Source organism: Streptodolium elevatio, assembly GCF_053592165.1.
In genome coordinates this window covers 439,972-461,336 of sequence record NZ_JBSFVE010000003.1, presented here as the reverse complement: position 1 = coordinate 461,336, position 21,365 = coordinate 439,972, and the positions used below count along the sequence as shown (strand labels likewise).

General features: G+C 73.6%; 12 protein-coding genes. 4 read left to right on the top strand and 8 right to left on the bottom strand.

Features of this window, described 5'->3' with window-relative positions:
* Positions 1-49: 49 nt before the first annotated feature.
* Positions 50-346: a type II toxin-antitoxin system VapB family antitoxin gene (locus ACWD12_RS09640; protein ID WP_358356092.1), complete on the bottom strand. Its 297-nt coding sequence runs from the start codon at positions 344-346 to the stop codon at positions 50-52.
* A gap of 175 nt (positions 347-521) precedes the next feature.
* Here ACWD12_RS09640 and ACWD12_RS09635 point away from each other — a divergent pair, with 175 nt between their 5' ends.
* Both ACWD12_RS09635 and ACWD12_RS09630 read left to right on the top strand, forming a co-directional pair.
* Complete coding sequence (locus tag ACWD12_RS09635) at positions 522-2,147, top strand: helicase HerA-like domain-containing protein (RefSeq protein ID WP_450099046.1); 1,626 nt, start codon at positions 522-524, stop codon at positions 2,145-2,147.
* A 125-nt stretch (positions 2,148-2,272) separates the two neighbouring features.
* Entirely contained in the window at positions 2,273-4,183 is a 1,911-nt protein-coding gene (locus ACWD12_RS09630) for a hypothetical protein (RefSeq protein WP_450099045.1), read from the top strand.
* A 166-nt stretch (positions 4,184-4,349) separates the two neighbouring features.
* Here ACWD12_RS09630 and ACWD12_RS09625 read toward each other — a convergent pair whose 3' ends face one another.
* The 6 genes from ACWD12_RS09625 to ACWD12_RS09600 form a co-directional block, all read right to left on the bottom strand.
* Positions 4,350-6,221: an AAA family ATPase gene (locus ACWD12_RS09625; RefSeq protein WP_450099044.1), complete on the bottom strand. Its 1,872-nt coding sequence runs from the start codon at positions 6,219-6,221 to the stop codon at positions 4,350-4,352.
* A gap of 89 nt (positions 6,222-6,310) precedes the next feature.
* Positions 6,311-7,759, bottom strand: coding sequence for a DUF2201 family putative metallopeptidase (locus tag ACWD12_RS09620; protein WP_450099043.1), 1,449 nt, complete (start codon positions 7,757-7,759; stop codon positions 6,311-6,313).
* Between the two features lie 93 nt (positions 7,760-7,852).
* Positions 7,853-10,180 (bottom strand): hypothetical protein, encoded by a 2,328-nt coding sequence (locus ACWD12_RS09615; RefSeq protein ID WP_450099042.1) that lies wholly within the window; start codon positions 10,178-10,180, stop codon positions 7,853-7,855.
* On the bottom strand, positions 10,177-12,264 hold the full coding sequence (locus ACWD12_RS09610) for a hypothetical protein (protein ID WP_450099041.1): 2,088 nt from the start codon (positions 12,262-12,264) through the stop codon (positions 10,177-10,179). The genes ACWD12_RS09615 and ACWD12_RS09610 overlap by 4 nt, the downstream gene beginning before the upstream one ends.
* On the bottom strand, positions 12,261-14,693 hold the full coding sequence (locus ACWD12_RS09605; protein ID WP_450099040.1) for a hypothetical protein: 2,433 nt from the start codon (positions 14,691-14,693) through the stop codon (positions 12,261-12,263). The genes ACWD12_RS09610 and ACWD12_RS09605 overlap by 4 nt, the downstream gene beginning before the upstream one ends.
* 101 nt (positions 14,694-14,794) lie before the next feature.
* Positions 14,795-18,112, bottom strand: a complete 3,318-nt coding sequence (locus ACWD12_RS09600) for a BTAD domain-containing putative transcriptional regulator (RefSeq protein WP_450099039.1) — start codon at positions 18,110-18,112, stop codon at positions 14,795-14,797.
* Positions 18,113-18,508: 396 nt separating this feature from the next.
* Here ACWD12_RS09600 and ACWD12_RS09595 point away from each other — a divergent pair, with 396 nt between their 5' ends.
* The gene (locus ACWD12_RS09595) at positions 18,509-19,534 is read left to right on the top strand and encodes an NADP-dependent oxidoreductase (RefSeq protein ID WP_450099038.1); all 1,026 of its coding nucleotides are present in this window, start codon (positions 18,509-18,511) and stop codon (positions 19,532-19,534) included.
* A 2-nt stretch (positions 19,535-19,536) separates the two neighbouring features.
* Positions 19,537-20,202, top strand: a complete 666-nt coding sequence (locus tag ACWD12_RS09590) for an NAD(P)H oxidoreductase (protein ID WP_450099037.1) — start codon at positions 19,537-19,539, stop codon at positions 20,200-20,202.
* On the opposite strand, the gene ACWD12_RS09585 is transcribed toward ACWD12_RS09590, so the two are convergent.
* Positions 20,189-21,364 carry an FAD-dependent monooxygenase gene (locus ACWD12_RS09585; RefSeq protein WP_450099036.1) on the bottom strand — a complete coding sequence of 392 codons (1,176 nt, stop codon included), beginning with the start codon at positions 21,362-21,364 and terminating at the stop codon, positions 20,189-20,191. The two genes, ACWD12_RS09590 and ACWD12_RS09585, sit on opposite strands and share 14 nt — an antisense overlap.
* Position 21,365: the final 1 nt, after the last annotated feature.

The window sequence follows — 21,365 nt, the reverse complement described above, 5'->3', positions numbered from 1 at the left end:
TACGACCGGGCCTCGGTGTCGTCGGGAGCCTGCCCGGACCGGCCCCGCGTCAGTCCAGTTCGAGCACGCGGGCGTGCAGGACCTGGCGCTGCTGCAGGGCGGCTCTGACCGCACGGTGCAGACCGTCCTCCAGGTAGAGGTCGCCCTGCCACTTCACGACGTGGGCGAACAGGTCGCCGTAGAACGTCGAGTCCTCGGCCAGGAGCGTGTCCAGGTCGAGCTGTCGCTTGGTCGTGATGAGCTGGTCCAGGCGCACCGGCCGCGGGGCGATGTCGGCCCACTGGCGGGCACCCGACCTCCCGTGGTCCGGGTACGGCTTGCCGTCACCGATCCGCTTGAAGATCACAGGGGTCAGCCTACCGGGGCCGGGGTGTCTGCCGTCGCGCGCATCGGCTACTCGTTTCTGCGCGAGCTCGGTTCGGGGGCGACCCGAACGGGCGCGCCGGGTGGCCCGGCCGGATCGCCAAATGGGATATTTCTCGCGTAATGGTACGAATGGATGGCGACGCTGGAGGAGACCCATGGCGGCCAAGGGCGGCAGCGACGGCACGGCGGCACCGGACTCCCCGGAGAATTCCGCGAAAACTTCCGAGGCGGTCGCCACGGTCGGCGCCGGATACGCCTTCACCGGCCCCGCCCTCGACCTCGGCGCCCTCGTCGTGGACGGTACGGGCCACCCCGAAGCGCAGATCCGCATCCCGCTCGGCATGCTCAACCGCCACGGCCTGGTCGCGGGTGCGACCGGCACCGGCAAGACCAAGACGCTCCAGCTGATCGCGGAGCAGTTGTCGGCGCAGGGCGTCCCGGTCTTCCTCGCCGACATCAAGGGCGACGTGTCCGGCATCGCGCAGCCCGGCGAGGCCAACGACAAGGTCACCTCGCGCGCCGCCGACGTGGGGCAGGACTGGCAGCCGCACGGCTACCCGTGCGAGTTCTTCTCGCTCGGCGGCCTGGGCCCGGGCATCCCGATCCGCGCCACCATCACCTCCTTCGGTCCGACGCTCCTGGCGAAGATCCTCGACCTCAACGAGACGCAGGAGTCGTCGCTCGGCCTGGTCTTCCACTTCGCCGACCAGCGCGGCCTGGAACTGCTCGACCTCAAGGACCTGCGCGCGGTCATCCAGTTCCTCACCTCCGACGAGGGCAAGGAGGAGCTGAAGAACATCGGCGGGCTCTCGGCCGCCACCGCGGGCGTCACTCTGCGGTCGCTGATCACCCTGGAGAACAGCGGCGGCGACGTGTTCTTCGGCGAGCCCGAGTTCGACACCGCCGAGCTGCTGCGCACCACCCCCGACGGCAAGGGGTTGGTGTCCGTCCTCGAACTTCCCGCCGTGCAGGACAAGCCGCAGCTCTTCTCCACGTTCCTGATGTGGCTGCTCGCCGACCTGTTCGCGGACCTCCCGGAGGTCGGCGACCCGGACCGCCCCAAGCTGGTGTTCTTCTTCGACGAGGCGCACCTGCTGTTCACGGGCGCGTCGAAGGCGTTCCTGACCGCGATCACCCAGACCGTGCGGCTGATCCGCTCGAAGGGTGTCGGCATCTTCTTCGTGACGCAGACGCCGAAGGACGTGCCCTCCGACGTGCTCGCCCAACTCGGCAACCGTGTGCAGCATGCGCTGCGCGCCTTCACCCCCGAGGACGCCAAGGCGCTCAAGGCCACGGTGTCGACCTTCCCCAAGTCGTCGTACGACCTGGAGGAGGTCCTCACACAGATGGGCACCGGCGAGGCGGTCGTCACGGTGCTGTCCGAGAAGGGCGCCCCGACGCCGGTCGCGTGGACCCGCCTGCGTGCCCCCGAGTCGCTGATGGCGCAGATCGACCCGGCCGCGATGCAGGCGATCGTGAACGCGTCGCCGCTGCTCGGCAAGTACGGGACGGCGATCGACCGGGAGTCGGCGTACGAGAAGCTCACCGCGTCCCAGCAGGCCGCGGCGGAGGCGGCCGCCGCCCAGGCCGAGGCCGAGCAGCGGGCGAAGGCCGAGGCGCCGTCGTCCGCGCCGTCTCCCGCTCCGTCGTCGCGGCGTCAGAAGCAGGAGCCGAGCGCGGTCGAGTCGGTCCTCAAGAACTCGGCCGTCAAGGGCATGCTCAACACCGCGGTACGCGAGATCACCCGCAGCCTCTTCGGCACCGCCAAACGCCGCCGCTGACCGCGCCCCCCGCGGGGGGCAGGGCGGTGCCGGGAGTTTTCCACAGCTGTGGACGGGCGATCGGCGTGATCGCGGTGGACGGGCATACTCGGACCAGCCCGTCGCCCTGCCGGAATCGGGGGATCATGAGCGCCATCGCGTCGTCCACCAGCGCGCCACCCGTCAGCCTGCTGCTCGCCGCGCTCGCCGAGCGCGAACCGGCGCATGCCCGGGCGGCGTTGACCCGCATGACCGCGTTGTACGGCGCGGGCGCCCTCGCGCACCAGCTCGCCGCCCACACCCCGGTGCCCGACGGGTTCGTGGCCGTCGTCGCGGAGGCGGGCGGCGACGAGGAGCGTGCCGCGCTGGCGTGCAACGCGTGTCTGACGCCGCATCAGCTCAGGACGCTGATCGAGTCCGGCGGTGAGGCGGTCGTGCGTGCCGTCTTCTCGCCGCCCGAGCCCGAGGACATGCACCGGCGCGTGGCGACATGGGACCAGGAGGTCGCCGCGGCACCGTTCGACGAAGGCGACCCGCGCGGCCCGGCCGACCTCGCCCGGGACCGCATCCGCGAGTCCACCTGCACACGCGACGAAGCGCTGGAACTGCTCACCGCACACCCCGAGCTCACCTACAGCGCCCGCGTGCGTCCGCACTACCGGCACCGGTCCGCCGTCGCCACCCTCGACCTCGCGCCGCTGCTGCACCGCCCCGACCGGATCTGGCGCTCGGTCGACCACCTGGTGGAGCCGGCGAGGGAGGTGCTGGCCTGGGGCGCGGCCACCGCCGAAGACCTCGCGTCACACCTGCGTCCCGCGCTCGTCGCCACCCAGGCGCTTGCGCGCCTGACCCGCGACCATGCGCCGACGCTGCACGACGACAACGCGGCCAACGCGGTCGTACGCCCGCTGCTGCACAGCACCGTCAAGGCCGACCCACACGCGTGGGCGCGCCTGGCGGTCATCCTTGGAACCGCCGAGGGCACACTGCCCGAAGCCCTGGCCGCGGCGGCCGAGGACCCTTCCCCCACAGCGCAGATCTCGCCGCCCGCCCGCGTCCGGCCCGCTCTCCTCTATCTGTTGCGGCGACTCGACGCGGACGACGTCGGCGTCCTGCTCCCGCACATGACGGAGGAAGTGGCCGCCGACCTCATCCCCGGCAACGTAGCGATAGCGCCGGGCCTGCTCGAACTGGCGCACAGCACCGGCCACCGGGTGCTGCTGCGCAAGATCGCCTCGCACCAGCACCTGCGCGACGAGCAGGCCCGGCGCATACAGGCGTACGAGGACGCCGAGTTCGACCGCATCCTCGCGTGGAACAAGGCGGGGGTCAGTGCCGCCCTCCGTCGCGAGGTGTTCGCCGGGCACTCCCCGATGAGCGGCGTGCGCAGGCCGATGGATCCGGAGCTGCGGCAGCGGGTCGTCGACGAGCCGAAGCACATCGAGGCGACGACTCTGGTGTTCTGCGGCGATCCCGCGGTGGTGTGCCAGGCGCTGCCAGAGTGCCGCAAGTTGCGCCGCATCGACCTGATCGACGTCCTGCTCAGCGTGTGGGAGCGCGTGGGCCCAGGGGAAGTGGCGGGCGTGCTCACGTCGGTGCCCGAGGCGTTCCCGAAAGCCGTGCGCTCGGTGGCGGACGAAGCACTCGCGCAGGGGTCGATCGACGGGCTGACCGAGGCACGCGCCCGGTTCGAACGGGGCAAGCGCGGACCGGCCAAGCCGCCGCCCGAGCCGGAGGCGTGGGACCTGCCCGCGGCCGAGCGGATCCGCGAACACCCGCTGCCGCAGACCGGTTACGACGAGTGGACGCGTGCTTTGCCGCCCGAGGACCCGGTGCTGATCGGCCGCCCGGCAATCGCGGCGCTGCAATCACTGCGCTGGCACTGCCGGGACGGGGCCGGGCCGCAGGTGCGCGCGACCATCGCCGACGGCGTCCTCGTGCCGCTGGGCACCGATCCCGAGGCGTGGGCCGTGTTCGCGCAGCTTCTCCCGGACTTCGAGGGGACGCTGCCCGAACTGGCCGCGTTGTGCGCTGCCGCCGTACACCGCCCGGGGTGAGACCGCAGTGAGACCGGGTTCGTCGGGCGGGCGGGGTCAGGCGGGGCCGGGGGGCGGGGACGGATCCGTCCGGCACCGCGACCGCGGAGCGTACGGCAGGGCGGCCCGGGGCGGTACGGCGCGGCCGTTCGTGTAGCGGGCCGGGCGAACCGACCCGCTACGTGCGCTACTTGCGCGGCATCCGGGCGAACGCGTCGATCCAGAACCGCTGTTTCTCGGCCGACTGGCCGACCAGGTAGCTCGAGCGCAGTTTCGGCGGCAGGCACGCCAGGAGCCGGGCGACCGTGTCGATGTGCTCGCGCAGCTGCGACAACTCCGCGTTCGCCAGCACCTGGTGCACGGTGTCGGTGTCGTTCGTGCCCTCGCCCGACACCTCGTTGCCGGCGCGCAGGCGTTCCTCCCACGCCTCCAGATCGTCGGTCAGGTCGCCGAGCCCGGTCCGCGGCTTGTCGGCGAGCCTGGCCTCCAGCGCGTTGAGCGGCACCGGCGCGTACTCGCCGTCACCGAGGTAGACCTTGGCCATCTCCAGGTTCATGCCGCGGCGGTGCAGCTTGATCAGCCGCTCCAGGGTGCGCTTGGTGATCCACTCGCGGCCCTCGTCGTCGATGTCGGACTTCCACCACTCCAACACCGTCTCGGCGATCGGGCCGTACGTCGCGATCAGCCACTCGTTCGCCGGGATGTCCTCCGGCCGCACGTGCAACGACGCCGTGAAGCGGGTGGCCTGCGCGATGTTGTTGCGCGCCACCAGCATCTTGCGGCCCAGGTGGTACGGCGGGTTCTGCAGCGCGATCTGGGCCCGCAGCCCCGGGATCCGCCGCCCGGCGATCGACCACTCCTGGGTGATCTCCATCAGCTTGGCGAACGCCGACTTGTCCTTGGGCCGGTTGTACTCGTCCCAGACGATGACCTTGTCGCCCGGCGCGGTGAACCGCTGCGCGAGCAGGTTGTCCAGCGAGCCGTCGACGGTCGGCACCGGGGCGCACAGGTCCTCGACGTTGGTGACCGGGAGCGAGAAGTAGATGGGGTCGTGGCCCAGCTCCTCGCGTACCACCTCGCGCACGATCTCGGTCTTGCCGCAGCCGGGGGGCCCCTGGATGAGGACGGCCCAGCGCCGCGCGACCGCTTCGCGGACCACCCGGCGCACCGCGTCGGGGGTGTGCTCGGGGTTGCGTACGCCGAGGGCCGCCGCGATGCGGTCCAGCGTCTCGTCGGTCCGGTCCGGGCCCGCACCGCCGTCCTTGAGGGCCTCCACGAGCCGCAGCCGCTCGCCGTTGAGCAGCGGCAGGCCCCACTCCAGCGGGAACCCGGCCAGGGCGCAGTCCATGATGTGCTCGAGCGTGCGCGGCGACAGCAGTTGCCGCAGGGCCGGGGACAGGCCGGTCCAGATCCGGAACACGCCGGACAGGTCGGTGTGCGCGAAGCGCTCGGCGAGCTTGATGCGCCACGAGGTGTCGGTCGCGCTGATCTTCACGGTGACCATGCGGTCGAGGATCGCCAGGTCGCTGCGCCGGGTAGCGGTCTCGGTGAGCGACTCGTTGTCGGTCAGGAAGACCCCGATGCAGCCGAGTTCGCGCAGGTCGAACTCGCCGAGCGTCCAGTTGCACGCGACCTGCATCAGCTGCGACTGGATGGTCTCGCCGGCCTGCAGGGCGTCGTCGATGAGCAGCACGAACTTTCCGCCGGGCCGGAGCTGACGCATGATCAGCTGACGCAGCACCAGTTCGTTCGTGCGGGGGTCCCGGACGGGGGTGTTGACCAGCAGGTCGTCCGGGGTGAGGTTCGCGGCGGGGACGAACACGAGCGTGGTGTCCGGGTATTTGTCCGGGATGTGGGTGAAGAACGTCGCCGTCTTGCCGATGCCGTGCTCGCCGAAGATCTGGCCGGTCTGGCCGAGCTCGATCATCGCGTCGATGAACTCCTCGAGCTTCGAGACGCCCTTCCAGCCCTTCGGCGGCTCGGGGAAGGTCGCGGTGGCCTTCCAGCGCGGGCGGGCGGTCCGTCCGCCGGTCTGCGGGGTGTCGGCGGTGATCGTCATGGGTCCTTCCGCAAACGGGGGTTCGGGATGCGCGTGCCGGGTCGGGGAGCGGCCGGCGAGCCGGGCCGTGGGACGCGGCCCGGGTCCGGTCACCGGTCTCCGGTGAGAACACGGTGGCACGCCATCGGCGGGTTGTGGCTCTCGGGCCACTCGTCGCCGCCTTCGGTGATGAGCCAGATCCACTTGTCGGGTTCGGCCGGGGTGATGTGCGGCGCGTATCCGTCGGTGAGCATGAGCACCGCGTCGGCGGTGTCCTCGAAGCGCTGCCCGGCGACTGCCAGGCGCCCTTCGACGTAGTCCGCGACCTGCTGGAAGTCGGTTCCGCCGCCTCCGTAGACGCGCTCCCCGGGCTTGAACGGCATGAGCGCGCCGTCGAAGCTGAGCCAGTGCGCCTCCACGCCGTCGGTGTGGCCGACCAGTTCGGTCAGCCAGTCGACGACGTGCGCGGGCATGGAGCCCGATGTGTCGTACGCCACGACGACCATTTTGGTGCGCTCCTGGCCGCGCCGCGCGAGCATCGGGTCGTGGCCGAGGGTGGCCAGCAGCGCGCCGCGCTTCTTCGGGTACACGAGGCGTTCGCCGTCGCGCAGCTTGGACGCCAGGACGTCGACGAGCCACTGCTGCCACCAGTCCACGCGCCTGGTCTTCTGCGTCTCGCCGCGCAGGAACCCCGCGCCCAGGTCGCCCCAGAGCCGGGACACGTTGTCGGTCGCGCCGTCGGTGCGCTTGAGGAGTTCGAGCAGTTCCTCACGGGCCAGGCGCACGCCGCGGCGGGCAGCCAGCAGGACGGCGCGCAGCACCTCGGAGGAGATGCGCGCGGTGGTCTCGGCGTCGAGGCCGTCGCCCTCGCCCGTGCCGTCGCCGAGCACCAGGTGCACGCACAGCGGCGGGGGGACGGGCGGGTCCTTCATGCGCTTCAGCTCGGCGTACACGAGCGCGTCGGTCTCGATGAACTGGTCGTACGCGAGCGGTTCGAGGCCCTGTGCGGTGAGGTCGTCGACGTACGCCTGGTGCACCTTGCGCGGGTCGACACCGGTCGGTTCCTCGGTCTCCTCGCCGGTCTCCGGGTCGGTGCGCCGGATGGTGGGCAGTTGGTCGCGCCCGAGCCTGCGCATGGCTACGTGGTTGATGGTCACCTCGCCGGCGAGCGTGAACACCGGGTCGGCGCGCAGCTCGGGGTCGGCGAACAGGTGGCGCTGGATGAGGTGGCGGGCCTCGTGGAACAGCACGAACTTGACGCCGTCGAGTCCGAGCGCGACGAAGAAGTCCGGGTTGTACAGCAGCAGGCACGTTCCGTCACCGGAGGCCATGACGGCCGCGGTGTCGATCGCGGTGGTGGGGATCTGGTGGTGGCACTTGGTGTAGAGCCACGATGCGACCACGCTCGCCTGCATGCCGAAGTCGAGGAGCGCCTGCTCCTTGAGTTCGAACGCCTTGGCCACCGTGGCCTCGTCGGCGGGCTGGTACGCCTCCAGGGCGCGCCGGTCGGTCAGCTCGACGACCAGCGGTTTCGCCTTGTCGGTCGATCCGTAGGCCATGCCGGTCACCTCCCTTCGCGCTGGGTCGATCGTTCCAGGCACGTGTGACACCCGTCCAAGCAATTGACGCGGGGAAGGCCCGGTCAGTTGCCGTCAGGCGGTGGGCGCGGTGGCCGCCGCCACGGTGGCGAGGAGTTCCGGGAGGGTCCCGGTGAACTCGCCCAGCAGGGCCGCCGCGACGGCCCAGGTGTCCGGCCGGTCGGCGGTCAGGCGCGCCGCCTCGTCGGCCAGGTGCCCGCGCAGCATGCCCAGTTCGTACGGGTATGCCCCGATCAACCGCAGTACGGACCGTGCCGGGCGCCCGAGCGCGAACACGTCCTCGGCCGTCACCGCGCCGGATTCCAGGCATCGGGCGGACCACAGGAGGTCCGGGTGCAGGCGCCCGTCCATCCAGATCGGGACCACCGGCAGCAGGCCGAGTGCGGCCGTCGCCCAGGTCCGCGACCGCGGCGCGAGCACGAACGGCACGGCGGTCGTGCCGTCGTCGGCGCGGAGCAGGGCGATCGCCACGGCGTCCGGCAGGTCCGGGTGCTCGGCCAGCAGTTCGCGGGAGCGGACCGGCAGGCGTCCGGTCAGCACGAGCGACTGGATCTCCTGCCACGGCGGCGGCTCGTCGCGTTCCAGTTGGGCGTGCACGGCCTCCGCGGTCCCGTGCTGGAGGTCGTGCACGGCCTGGGCGCGGTCGAGTGCCGCCAGGCGCCGGCCCAGCGCGCGGGGGCCGCGGACGGCGAGGGTGCGCCGGATCGCGGTGCCCAGCAGCGGGTCGAGCGGCCCGTGCCGGCCGGACAGCTCGGCGAGTTCGGTGATCCGGCCGGTTTCGGCGAGGAAGCGGCAGGCGGTGATCTGGTGCGCGGTGGTGAGCGGCCTGCGCAGCGCGGCCGGCACGAGGTCCGCGTCGCGGGTGTGCACGGCGAACCGCATCGCGCTGCCGCCGCCGGGCCTTCGGGAGCCTTCGCCGCGCAGGTAGGACCGGACGTCGGGGTGCAGCGGGACACGCCCGCCACCGGCCTCGGGGGAGTGCGGGGTGCCGGCGGCGATCTCGTACCAGGTCCGGCGCGGTACGTCGCTGCCGCGCAGGAGTGCGGCGTTGACCGACGGGTCGTCACGCCGCAGCAGACAGGCGCGCGTTCGGTCGTGGTGCGCGTGGTGCGGGACGAACACCTCCAGCACCCCCGGTCCCGCGTGGTCGAGGAAGGCGTCGACCAGGGCGTCCGGCAGCGGCTTCTGGATGTCGTAGTGCGCGAGCTCCCCGAGGTCGTGCGGGTCCAGCGCGCCGAGGATGCCGGACATCGCGGCCGGGTCGGCGAAGCGCAGCAGGTGCACGAACGGCGAGGTGGAGACCTGTTGCGTGTGCGGCCAGGGGCGTTGCGGGTACGGCGGCGCCGGTGCCGTCCGGGCCGCGGCGGCGAGGTCGGGCAGCGTGCCGGGGAACCCGTCCGCGCTCAGATGCGCCAGGAGCGCCCGCCACACCGCCGGGTCGTCGCCCAGTGATCGCCGCACCAGAGCGGTGAGTTCGCGGTGCAGGTCGTGGACGAGGAGTGAATGCGCGATGGTGTCGCAGTCCCGGTCGAACGCCTCCAAGGCGCGCAGCACATGCGGTGCGTGCGGTGCGCGGCGTACGACGTCCGCCGCGGTGAACGCCCCGCTGCGCAGCCCCGCCAGCAGCGTGTCGGCCCGGACGTCGTCGCCGGAGTCGTCGCGGAGCAGCGCCAGCGCGACGTCGCGCGGGCACTCGGGGAGTTCGGCGAGCACGCTGCACGGGGCGGGGTCGAGCGGGTCCGCGTCGTGCAGGGCGGTGAGTTCGGCCCAGTCGGCGGGCGTCCACTTGTCGGGCCGGAAGAGCGGGATGCGTCCCCGAAGCAGCGCGTGGCTCTTGGGGGAGGTATAGGTCGTGCCCTTGAACCAGGCGTACAGGGCCGCGGGTGTGTTCGGCGGGCGTCTGCCGTGTGGGCCGCGCGCGAGGAGTTCGGCGCGCTTGACGAGTTCCGGGTGCGGGCAGTCGAGTGCGGGTGCGAGCAGGGCCCTGGCGGTCATGTGCATGACGCAGCCGCGCACTTCGTCGGACAGCACGGGTGCATCGAGGAGCCTTCGCCGCAAGGCGGGCGTGGCGTTGCGGTGCCGGTAGAGGGCGCCGGCCAGCGCGCCGTCGACGGGTCGCCCGGCGCTCACCGCCCGGTGGTCGGCGCAGTCGGCCAGCAGGTGCAGTTGCCGTCGGTCGAGGCGGGGATTGGCGGCCAGCGCGCGCAGTTCGTCGCTTGTGCCGTGGTCGAGCGCCCAGCTGACGAGTGCGGGGTGCCGGGCGGCGCCGTGGCGCAGGATGTCCGTGCGGGTTCCGACGGGGAGCCGGGCCAGGGCCGCGGCGAGGTCGGCGGCCGCGCAGGCGTCCAGCAGCAGCGCGAGTTCGTTCGGATGGCTTGTCACGCGGTCACCGCCTTGACGGTGGCCAGCAGTTCGGGCAGGTTGCCGACGAAATCGGGGAAGAGGTGGACGGCGACGGCCCACGCCTCGGCGTCGTCGCGGAGCGCGTCCAGGAGGAGCCGGCGTACGTGCCCGAGCGCGGCTTCGTGGGCCTCGGGCAGCACCGCGCGTACGTCGCCGAGCGCTTCGAACATCGTGTGCGCCGGCCCGGTGAGGTCGACGAACTCCGCCGGGGTCAAGGCCCCTTCGGCGAGCGCGGTGAGGTACCACGCGTTGCGTGGCGTCTGCCATGCCGAGGGTTGCAGGTGCAGCGGGTGCCGGGCGGCGGTGAGGGCGTACGCGCGCGAGCGGCCGCCGAGTTGGTGGGCGAGGTCCGGGAACAGGCGGCACGCGTCCAGCGCCAGCGTGTCGGGGCACGCGTCGCGCGCGGCGAGTTCGCGCAAGGCGGGTTCGGGCAACGGCTCCCGGGCGTGCTCGTCGGCGGCCACCGGCCAGAAGGCGTCGGGCAGCGGACGGGCGGCGAGTCCGGGGTCGCGGCGGATTGCGGCGACCAGCGCCTCGGGCCGCTCGTGCCGCTCCACGTCGGCGCGCAGCACCGCGTACCCGTCCGTCGAGGTGCGGGCCGTGCGGGCGAGGGCCGCCGCCGCTTTGTCGAGGACCACCGGGCGGTCGTTGTCGGCCTTGCGACCGTGACCGCCGCCCCGAGTACCGGGGCGCGGGCCTTTGGCGCCGGGGCCCGCGGCGCGCGGTCCGCCGGGGGCCGGGTGTTCGGCGTCGGCCGCATCGTCGCCCTCGTCCGCGTCGGCGTCCAGGACTTCGGCCACCAGCGCGCCTGCCGCCTGGCACTCCCAGAGGCCGAGCAGTCCCCGCAGCGTCATGGCGGTGCCGAGGCGCGTGCCGAACTGCTCGAAGGTGGCGCGGATCAGCTGCGGATAGTGGCCGTGGACCGCGGCCGCGTGCCGGTTGGCTCCTGCGTCGGAGCCTGTACCCGTGGCGTTCTGCACCTCCCACCGGGCGGCGGGGGTCAGCGGGACGGGACGGGTGCCGTCGCGTCGCGTCGCGCGGAACACGGCGGACGCCAGCTCCGGCCGGTCGGGCACTTCGGTGAGCAGGGCGCTGTTGACCTCGGGGTCGCGCAGCGCCAGCAGCGCGCGGAGGGTGTCCGGTGACCGCGCGGCCTGCCGGACGAGCTGCGCGGTCAACTGCGGGGCACGGCGCAGCGCGGGGATGACGACCTTGGCGGGCAGCGCGGGCGTCTCCAGGAAAGTGCTGATGAGCGGCATCGGCATCGTCGCGATGAGCTTGGCCGCGACGTCGCCGCGGGCCCGGGACAGCAGGCCGGACGGGTTGGCGAGGTCGCGGTGCACGGCGCCCTGCGGGAACTCGGGTGCGGAGGCGTGCCTGCGCGCCGCCCGCCCGGCGTCGGCGGAGGGGCCCGGCAGGAATTGCCCGGATCCCCGCGGCCGCTTCTCTTCGTGGCCCGCGGCGATGGCCGCGGCGCACAACTCGGGGAACGTGCCGCGGAAGGCAGGCCCCTGGGCGAGGAGCCACCACCAGGCGGCGATGTCGTCGCCGGGCAGCAGCGCCGCGGCGTCGTCGAGGACTTGGCGGATGGGATGCAGCCATTCGCCGTACGCCGTCGCGTACTTCTCCAGCACTCGCAGCGCCGACCAGCCGGGTGTCGCCTCGAACATCACCTGGCGCGGCGTCACCGCACCGCGGCGCAGCGCGGCGGCGAGTGTGGCGGTGCCGAGGCCGCGGCGGTTGGTCGAGTGCGCGACCACCAGGTGCAGCGCCGCGGACGGCGGGCAGTCGGCCCGGGCGACGAGGCCCGCGCCGATGGCGTCCGGCAGCGGCGCACGCCGGTGCTCGGACACGATCAGGTCCCAGTCGACGACGGCGACGCCGTCCAGCACATAGCGCGGGTCCTTGCCGCGGCCGGAGCGCAGCAGCGTGATGACGTCGTGCGGATCGGCGGTGGCGGGTGGGCCGGGGTCGGGGTGCGGCGCGAGGCCCAGGCGCTCGGTCAGGGCGCCGATGGTCTCCCGCGCCGCGTGGCGCAGCAGCGGATGGTCCGCCGCCGTCATGCCGCCGCCCGTGCGGTGGCCACGAGTTCGCCCAGCGTCGCGGTCGGGCGCTGGACCAGCAACCGGGCCACGACCACCCAGGCGTCCACCGCGTCGCCGAGGCCGTCCTGCAGCACCCGCGCGACGAGCCGGGCGAGCGGCCCGGCGGACGCCGCGCCGGTGTCCACGACGTCGGCGGCGTTGCCGGCGGCGAGGTACTCCTCGGCCGTGAGCGAGCCGCCGTCCAGGGCGGTCGCCGCGTCGAACCGCGCTTCCGGCCCCTCGGCGAGGATCTCCAACGCCACCGGCCGGTGCCGGAGGACCGCGGCGGAGCGGCCGACCCCGACCGCGTACTTGCGTGCCGCGTGCGCTCCGCGCCACACCCGGCTCAACTCCATCGGGCAGTCCGGCCGTTGGGAGAGCTCGTGGAGCACGGCTTCGTTGATCTCGCGGCGTCGGGCCGCCGCGATGACGGCCCGCCAGTCCAGTCCCGGGTCCGCGAGCGCCCCGTGCACGCCCCCCGCCTCGCGCCGGTAGGGCAGGTACGTCGTCTGCGTGAGCACCTTGAGCCACTGCGCGTCGCACTCGCGCAGCCGGGCGTCGAGGACCCGCAGGCCGCTGCTGCGGGCGGCGGTGACCTCCTCGTCGTCGGGCACGCCCTCCAGCGCGCCCACGCCGTGCAGTTCGGCCAGCCGGTATGCGGCCCGCAGCCGTGCCCACTTGCCCAACTCGCCCACGGAAGCCCACGCCACGTGCCGCAGCAACGCGGCGTCCGTGCTCGCCAGCAGCGGCCACAGCCGTTCCGCCCGGGACTCCTCGAGGAGTTCGGTACGCAGCTCGTCGTCGATCCCGTCGACGGACAGGATGTACTGCCGCAGCGCCATCGGGCAGCGCGGGTTGCGGTAGGCCGCCGACGCGATCGTCCGGTCGCCACCCAGGACCAGCGTCTCGATCAGGTCCACGCGGACCGCCGGGTTCCCGGCGAGGACGCGCCGCGACACCGGCCCTCCCTGCGCGCAGACATGGTCGGCCACCGACTGCGGCAGTTCGCGGCTTCCGGCGACCGGCGCGAGGTGCAGGTCGTCCAGGAAGACCAGGGCGTGCGAAGCGTGTTCGGCGTCGACGAGGCCGACCAGGACGGCGTACGCCCAGGCGGCCTGCCGTCCGGGCCGGGGCAGTTCGGCAGGCGGTCCCCCCGTACGGCCGACCGGGTGCGAAACCGCGGTTATGGAGGCCAGCAACTCCGCTACGGTTCCGTCGAATTCGGGGAGTGCCGTGTAGAGCGCCCGCCAGGCGCCGGGGTGCTCGGTGACCAGCGGGACGAGGAGGCTGCGTACCAGCCGCGCCGCGGCCGCCTGCGTCGCGACGGCCTCGATGCCGCCGTGGGTCAGGGCGGTGACGGCCAGGCGTGCGGGACGCACCTCGGCGACGAGTTGCGCGGCGTCGATTCCCCCGGTCGTGACGCCGTGCAGGAGCACCTTCTTGGTGAACTGGTCCTCGCCGAGACCGAGGCAGACGCGCAGGGCTTCCGGCCCGGGGCGCGCCACCGACTGCACCGCGCGCGGGTGGGCGGCGAGCAGGCTTGCCTGGAACTCGCGCGGGCAGCGGGTGTGTTCGAGCAGCGCGACGGCGGCTCCCCAGGGGAGGGGGTCGACCGCGTGGCGGGCCGCCAGCTCGGTCCACGGGGGTTCGAGCACGTCGCGCACGATGGTGCGGCCGTGCGCGGTGCGCAGCGCATCTTGCAGCTTGGCGCAGAAGCGGTCGGTGCCGTACTCCGCTTCGAGGAACCGCTCGACCGCCTCGAAGGTCCCGGAGCCGGCCAGTCCCCGCACGACGTCCTGGGGGGTCTCGGGCGGCAGTTCGAACGGCGCGACCTGGTGGACGCGCCGCAGTTGGGCCCAACGCCCGTGCCGGACCAGCGTCATGGCCGCGGTCAGCCGCGCGTACACGCCGCCGTGCGCACCACCGGGGAAGCCGTTGATCAGCGCCCAGAAGGCCAGCTCGGGGTCGGCGGCGGACAGCGCGGCCTGCACGTCGCCGCGGGAGCCGCGCCCGAGGACGGCCTGGCGTACGGCGGGCGCGAGCGGCACGGGGGTGTCGTCGTCCGCTTTGGGGGCGAAGCGGGCCTGCGAGAGGACGGCCTGGCGCAGCGCGGCCCACGACGACTTCTCGAAGAGGGCCGCGTTGACCTGCGGGTCGTCGAGTTCGAGCAGCCGCAGGACGATGTCGGCGTTGCCGCAGGCGCCGGCCTGCCGCTTGCTCCGGTCGTACACGCCGGCGATGCCGTCGGCGACACCGTTCCGCACCGCGTGTTCCAGCAGGGCCGGCGGCAGGGTGGGTTCCGCCGGGCCGCGCCGGCCGGCGCGCACGGGTGCGCCGAGGCGGCCGAGGATATCCGCGCCGAGGGCGGGCCCGGCATACCAGAGCAGGCTTGTCACGGTGTCGGTCACGCCGCCGCTCCCCTTCCACCGTCGCTGTGGCGCCGTGCGCCGTCGGACGCGGCTCCGGGCCCCCGCTGTTGCCGCGGCCTCACATTCTGGCTGCTGGGTGCTCATCGGGCAGCAGGGTTTTCCGGCCTCGGGCCGGGCGTGAGTGCCGCGATGTGCTCGTCCGGGGTCATGGTCCGGCCCGCGTCGACCGCCTTCGCGTACGTCTCGGCGCCCAGCCCGTGCCGTGCCCGGGCCGCCGCGCGGCCCACGTCGTCGCGCTCCGCATCGGGCAGCGGGCTGTCCACCGAGGCGCGCAGCGCTTCCGCGGTGCCCAGCAGCGCGGCGGCCCGCTCGTGGTCGCCTGCCAGCGAACGCGCCCCGGCCAGTCCTTCCAGCGCGAAGGCGACGGCACGCGGGTCCCCGGTACGCGCGGCTGCCGCGTAACCCTCCAGATGCAGGGACGTCGCGGCCTCGGCGTCGCCGCGCTGCTCGGCCACCAGACCGAGGAGGGTCAGTACCAGCGCCTCGCCGGCCGCCACTCCGAGGCGGCGGTTCCACGCGACCCACGGCCGCAGCAGCTCCTCGGCGCGTGCGTGGTCGCCGCGACGCCGGGCCCCGATGGCCAGACCGGTCGCCGCGAACTGTTCGGCGGGCCCGTGCGACTGCTCCGCGGCGAGCCGCACGGCCCGGCTGTGGAACTCGTCGGCCTGGTCCAACTCGCCGGTCAGCAGCGCGATCCGGCCCAGGCGGGCGAGGCGGAACGAAGCTTCCACCCACAGGTGCAGCTCCTCCGCGACCCGCAGCGCGTCGCGGTGCAGCCGGGCCGCTTCGGCGTAGTCGCCCGCGATCTCGGCGAGGACGCCGAGCTGTTCGGTGGCCCGCAGATGGCCCCAGCGGTCGCCGAGCTCGGCGAACAGTCCGGCGCTCTCCACCGCGTTGGCCCGCAGCGCCGCCAGATCGCCGTCGTAGATCGCCTTGCCGGCCCGGGTGCTGAGCGCGGCGGCGAGGCCCCAGGTGTCCCCGCCGGTCCGGAACGCGTCGAGCACGGGGGCGAGCTCGGTTTCGACGTCGGCCGTCTCACCGAAGCCGACGCGGGCGAAGGCGAGGAACCACGCCGCGCGGGGCGTGGCGCCGGGCGCGGTGGCGTCGGCGTACGCTCCGTCGCCGGTCAGCAGCGCGAACGCCGCGCGCCGGGCGACGGCGTCGGCCCTGGCCGAGTCGTCCGACCCGGTCTCGGGCACCGAGCCGAGCACCGCGTCCAGCGCGCGGCGCGCTTCCGTCAGGCGGCCACGCAGCATCCAGTACCACGACAGCGCGTTGACCAGGCGTAGCGCGTCCGCGAGGGCTTCGCGGGTGCCTGCCGCGACCGCGTCGCCCAACGCGGCGCGCAGATCGGCGGCGTCGTCGTCGAGTCTCGTCAGCCAGGCGCGCTGGTCCCGGGTGTGCAGGTGCGGTGCCGCGCGTTCCGCCCGGGCGGTGAAATGCGTCCGGTGCCGTGCGGTGAACTCGGCGGTCTCGCCCGCCTCGCCGAGGCGCTCGCGGCCGTACGCCGCCACCGACTCCAGCAGCCGGTAGCGCGTCCCGGCGGCCCCGGTCACGACCGTCAGGAGCGAGCGGTCGACGAGGCGGCTGACGATGTCGACGACCTCGGACCGCCGGACGGCCGATGTGGTGGCCCCGGTTCCGGGCGCCGCGTCCGCGCAGACGTCCTCGGCGGAGTCCAGCGAGCAGCCGTTCCAGAAGACGGACAGCCGGCGCAGGACGGCGCGCTCGGGTGCGGTCAGCGGGTCCCAACTCCAGTCGATCATGGCCCGCAGCGTGCGTTGCCGGGACGGGGCGTCGCGGCGGCCCGCGGCCAGCACGCGGAAACGGTCGTCGAGGCGTAGCGCGAGTTCGTCGAGGCCCAGGACGCGTACGCGTGCGGCGGCGAGTTCGATGGCGAGCGGCAGGTGGTCGAGGCGCCGGCAGATCGCCGCGACGGTCGCGGAGCGCGCGTCGTCGAGGGTGAAGCCGGGGGAGGAGGCCGCGGCACGGTCCGCGAACAGGCGTACGGCGTCGTGCTCTTCCAGCGGGACGACCGCCTCGACGATCTCGCCCGCGACGGCCAGTGGTTCCTGACTGGTCGCCAGAAGGCGTACGCCGGCGGCGTCGCGCAGCAGGCGCGCGGCCAACTCGGCGGCCTCGTCGACGACGTGTTCGCAGTTGTCGAGGAGCAGGAGGAGGTGCCGGTCGCGAAGGAGATCCGCGAGGCGGTCGAGGGCGGAGCCGTGGGCGGCGTCGTCGCGGAGCCCGAGCGCCGCCGCGACCGCGGGCGCGAGCGCGGCAGTTCCCGGGGCGAGTGCGGCGAGTTCGACGAGCCACACGCCGTCCGGGAACGGGTCGGGGGCCTCTTGGGCCTCAGGGGCCTTGCCGTCGCCGCCGTCGCCGCAGTCAGTGGGGTCGACGTGGTCAGCGCGGCCCACGCGGTCAGCGCGGCCGACGCGGGCGGTTCGCGCGGCTCGGGCGGACGCCGCCGCGAGTGCCAGGCGTGTCTTGCCGACCCCGCCGGGGCCGACCAGCGTGACCAGCCGCGAGGAGTCGAGGAGGCCGCAGACCCGCGTGATGGCGGCATCGCGCCCGACCGGGGCGTCCAGGCGCGCCGGCAGGTTGGTGGTGCGCCGGGCGGCGGAGGCCACGGGAGCGGCGGGCGCGGCCAGTTCAGGGTCGCGTACCAGGATCGCCTGGTGCAGCGCGGTGACCGAGTCCCCGGGGTCGAGACCGAGTTCGTCGGCGAGGCGCTCGCGCAGATCCTGGTACGCGGCCAATGCCTCGGCCTGCCGCCCCGCGCGGTAGAGCGCGCGCATCTGCGCGGCGCGCAGCCGCTCGCGCAGCGGATTCGCGGCCACCAGGTCGGCCAGCTCGTCGGCGACGAGCGCGTGTTCGCCCAGGTCGAGGCGCAGTTCGGCGAGGTCCTCGACCGCGGTCAGGCGCTGCTCCTCAAGGCGCGTCACCGAGGCGCGCGTGAACTCGGCGTCGCGGAAGTCGGCGAAGGCGGGCCCGCGCCACAGGGCGAGGGCGTCGGTGAGCAGCGCGACGCGTACGCCCGGCTCCGCTTCCTTCCGCGCCCTCCCGACCAGCGCCGAGAACCGGGTGGCGTCCACGGCGTCGTCCTCGATCTGGAGCAGGTAGCCCGCCGGGAGGTAGGCGACCAGCCCGCGGGCGCCGGGCTCCGCCTGGTCGAGGACGCGGCGCAGCTGCGAGACCTTGGTTTGGAGGGTGTTGACGGGATTGCCGGGGGCGTCCTCGCCCCAGACGTCGTCGATCAACCGGTCCGCCGAGACGGGGGCGCCTTGGTGGGCCAGCAGCGCGGCCAGCACGGCCCGCACTTTGCCCTCGGGCAGCGCGACGAGACCCCCGTCCTTGGTCCGCGCCCGAACGTCGCCCAACACCTCGAACCACATCCCCCCACGCTATCCGGGCCCGCAGATGGCCCACCCGGCCAGGCTCCGGGGGGACGGTGCGGCATGGCTCCACCGGGGAATCGGCCCGTCCTCGGCCGGAAAGGCGCGGTCGAGCCGTCCTCGCCGACGGTGGCCAGGCGAACGGCGATGGCTGCGCCCTCCTCAAAGGTGCGTATCCCGGAGTGGCGGCTGAGGTCGGTCGCGCAGGAGCCGGGACTGACCGCGTTGACCAGGATCCCTTTGGCGCGCAGTTCATTGGCATGGACACAGCCGGCCGTGCGTGGAGCGTGCGTGGGGCGTGCGCGGGTGTCGGCAGAGTTCCGGATCACCGGCGGGGAACACCGCCGGATCCACCGCCCGGGTCGCAAGGCCCGGGCGCGCACCGAGGAGCCCACGATGTCGAACACCGCCGCGGCCACCCGCTCCGCCGAGATCCGCCTCGCCGCCCGTCCCGTCGGTGAGCCCGGGCCGGAGGTCTTCGAGCTGGTACGCACCGACGTACCGCGTCCCGGAGAGGGGCAGCTCCTGGTCCGCAACACCCTCATGTCGGTCGACCCCTACATGCGCGGTCGCATGAACGACGTCCCCTCCTACATCCCGCCCTTCGAACTCGGCGCCGTGCTGGAAGGCAGCGCGCTGGGGGTGGTCGTGGAGTCCCGGGACGCGTCCGTGCCGGTCGGCGCGACGGTCACGCACTTCTCGGGGTGGCGCGAGTACGCGGTGGTCGACGCCGCGTACGCCACCATCGCCGACACGGCTCTCGCACCCGAGGAGGCGTACCTGAGCGTGCTCGGCACGACCGGCCTCACCGCGTACGCCGCGCTGACCCGGGTCGCCCCGGTCCGCGAGGGCGACGTCGTCTTCGTCTCGGCCGCCGCGGGCGCGGTCGGCAGCGTCGCCGGCCAGATAGCCCGCAAGCTCGGTGCGAGCCGTGTCATCGGCTCGGCGGGCGGGCCCGAGAAGACCAGGCGCCTGGTCGAGGACTTCGGGTACGACGCGGCGATCGACTACCGCGAAGGCGACCTGGAAGGGCAACTGGCCGCGGCCGCGCCGGAGGGTGTGGACGTCTACCTCGACAACGTGGGCGGAGACCACCTCCGTGCCGCGATCGGCGCCATGCGGGACGGCGGGCGTATCGCGATGGTCGGCGCGATCAGCTCGTACAACGCGACGGAGCCCGTCCCGGGGCCGGACAACCTGTTCCAGGCGGTCGCGAAGGAGATCACGCTGCGCGGTCTGCTGGTCAACAGCTACCTCCCCTTGTTCCCGGAGTGGATCGGCAGGGCGGCCGGCTGGCTCGCGGACGGGAGCCTGCGCAGTGAGGAGACCGTAGTCGACGGCATCGAGCAGGCGCCGGCCGCGTTCCTCGGGATGATGCGCGGCGCCAACACCGGCAAGATGCTCGTCCGGATCGGGGAGTGACGATGACTGCCGACGCCGTGCAGCAGCAACTTCCTCCGACCGCGCGTGCGTTGCTCGTCGTGGCGCACCCGCGCTCCGATGCGCTGACCGCCGCTGTGGCCCGGCGGACCCGGGAGCGCCTTGCCGCCGGCGGTTACGACGTCGACGTTCTGGACCTGTACGCCGAGGGGTTCGACCCCCGCCTGGGTCCGGAGGACGAGCCGGACTGGGCGGACCGCGACAAGGTCTACTCCGCCGAAGTCCGGGGCCACCAGCGGAGGGTGGACGCCGCGGACGTGATCGTCGTGGTCTTCCCGGTGTGGTGGTTCGGCCTCCCGGCCATCCTCAAGGGCTGGATCGACCGGGTGTGGGGCTACGGCTTCGCGTACGGCCGCAGCCGCCCCCGGTTGGCCGCCAAGGGCATGGCGTGGGTCGGCCTCGCGGGCTACGGGCGCGAGCACTTCGTCGCCAACGGCTGGGACGACGTGCTCGAACGCACGCTCCGTGTCGGGATCTCCGAGTTCTGCGGCATCCGCGACGTGTCCGTCACGCTGCTGTACGACTCGCTGGAGTCGTCGTCGGCGCTGCTCGCGGACGCCGACGCGGCGATGGACGGGCTGCTGGGCGGGTCGGCGGAGGACCGGCCCGGCCGGGCGGTGGCCGACGTGTCCGCGGTCACGCCGCGGTGAAGGGGCGCCACGCCATGATGCTGTCGAGGGGCTTGATCGCGGTGTCGGGGGACAGCCGGGCGGACAGCCGCAGCAGGGTGTTGCGTACGGCCACCGCGGGGCGCGACTCCCACTGGGTCATCGCGCCCATGCGCCGGGACCGGCGTACGACGTCGGTCGTGCGCGGCAGTCTGAGCGCGGAGAACTCCGGCAGCGCGTCGAGTACTTCGTCGCCGTGATGGGCGATGACCGCGGCCAGGTCGACCGCGTCCTCCAGGGCCTGGTTGCCGCCTTGGCCGAGGTTGGGCGGCATGGGGTGTGCGGCGTCGCCGATGACCGCGACCCGTCCGCGGTGCAGTGCGGGCAGCGGGGAGTCGGACCAGTGCACGTCCAGGTGCAGGATCGCGTTGTTGCCTGCGGAGCCCACGAGTTCGGGGATCGGGTCGTGCCAACCACCGAAGAGGGAGAGGAGTTCGGCGCGCGGGTCCGGGTGCTTCCCGCCCGCGGGGCGGTTGGCGGCGGCGTACCAGTAGACCAGGCCGTCGGCGAGCGGCATCACGCCGAACACCCTTCCTCGCCCCCAGGTTTCGCCGGTGGCGAGCGGTGTGGAGGGCATCGGTACGACGGCCCGCCAGGTGGTGAAGCCCGCATAGCTCGGAGCCGGGTGGTCGGGGAACAGGCGGCGCCGCAGCGGCGACCAGATGCCGTCGCCCGCGACCACCAGGTCCGCGCGGTGCACCTCGCCGTCGGCGGTGGTGACGGACGCGGGCCGGTCCGCGTCGCCGGGGTCGACGTCAACGGCGCTGCCCTGCCGCAGTGTTCCTTCGGGGACTAGGGACAGCAGGGTCTCCATCAAGGCAGCCCGTGTGGCGAGCACCATCGGGTCGCCGAAGCGGCGTACGAACGCGTCGGCACTGGAGGCGGCGACGACCCGTCCGTCCGGCGTGCGGAGCGAGGCGTCCCCGTGGATCGCCGCGAGCCCGCGCACGCGGTCGCCGACGCCGAGGGTGTCGAGGGCGCGAAGTCCGTTGGGGGCGATGGAGATGCCCGCGCCGACCGGCTCGACAGGCAGGTGCTTCTCCAGCACGCGCACCGACCAGCCGTCGCGGTGCAGTGCCGCGGCGGTCGCGAGGCCACCGACCCCGGCGCCGACGATGACAACGGTACGGGTGGAAACAGCCATG

What these genes read in the sequence shown, in the direction of transcription:
- ACWD12_RS09600 (WP_450099039.1), bottom strand. Translation starts at nt 18,112, where the DNA reads ATGTGGTTCGAGGTGTTGGGCGACGTTCGGGCGCGGACCAAGGACGGG.
- ACWD12_RS09585 (WP_450099036.1), bottom strand. Translation starts at nt 21,364, where the DNA reads ATGGCTGTTTCCACCCGTACCGTTGTCATCGTCGGCGCCGGGGTCGGT.
- ACWD12_RS09635 (WP_450099046.1), top strand. Translation starts at nt 522, where the DNA reads ATGGCGGCCAAGGGCGGCAGCGACGGCACGGCGGCACCGGACTCCCCG.
- ACWD12_RS09625 (WP_450099044.1), bottom strand. Translation starts at nt 6,221, where the DNA reads ATGACGATCACCGCCGACACCCCGCAGACCGGCGGACGGACCGCCCGC.
- ACWD12_RS09590 (WP_450099037.1), top strand. Translation starts at nt 19,537, where the DNA reads ATGACTGCCGACGCCGTGCAGCAGCAACTTCCTCCGACCGCGCGTGCG.
- ACWD12_RS09630 (WP_450099045.1), top strand. Translation starts at nt 2,273, where the DNA reads ATGAGCGCCATCGCGTCGTCCACCAGCGCGCCACCCGTCAGCCTGCTG.
- ACWD12_RS09610 (WP_450099041.1), bottom strand. Translation starts at nt 12,264, where the DNA reads ATGACGGCGGCGGACCATCCGCTGCTGCGCCACGCGGCGCGGGAGACC.
- ACWD12_RS09620 (WP_450099043.1), bottom strand. Translation starts at nt 7,759, where the DNA reads ATGGCCTACGGATCGACCGACAAGGCGAAACCGCTGGTCGTCGAGCTG.
- ACWD12_RS09595 (WP_450099038.1), top strand. Translation starts at nt 18,509, where the DNA reads ATGTCGAACACCGCCGCGGCCACCCGCTCCGCCGAGATCCGCCTCGCC.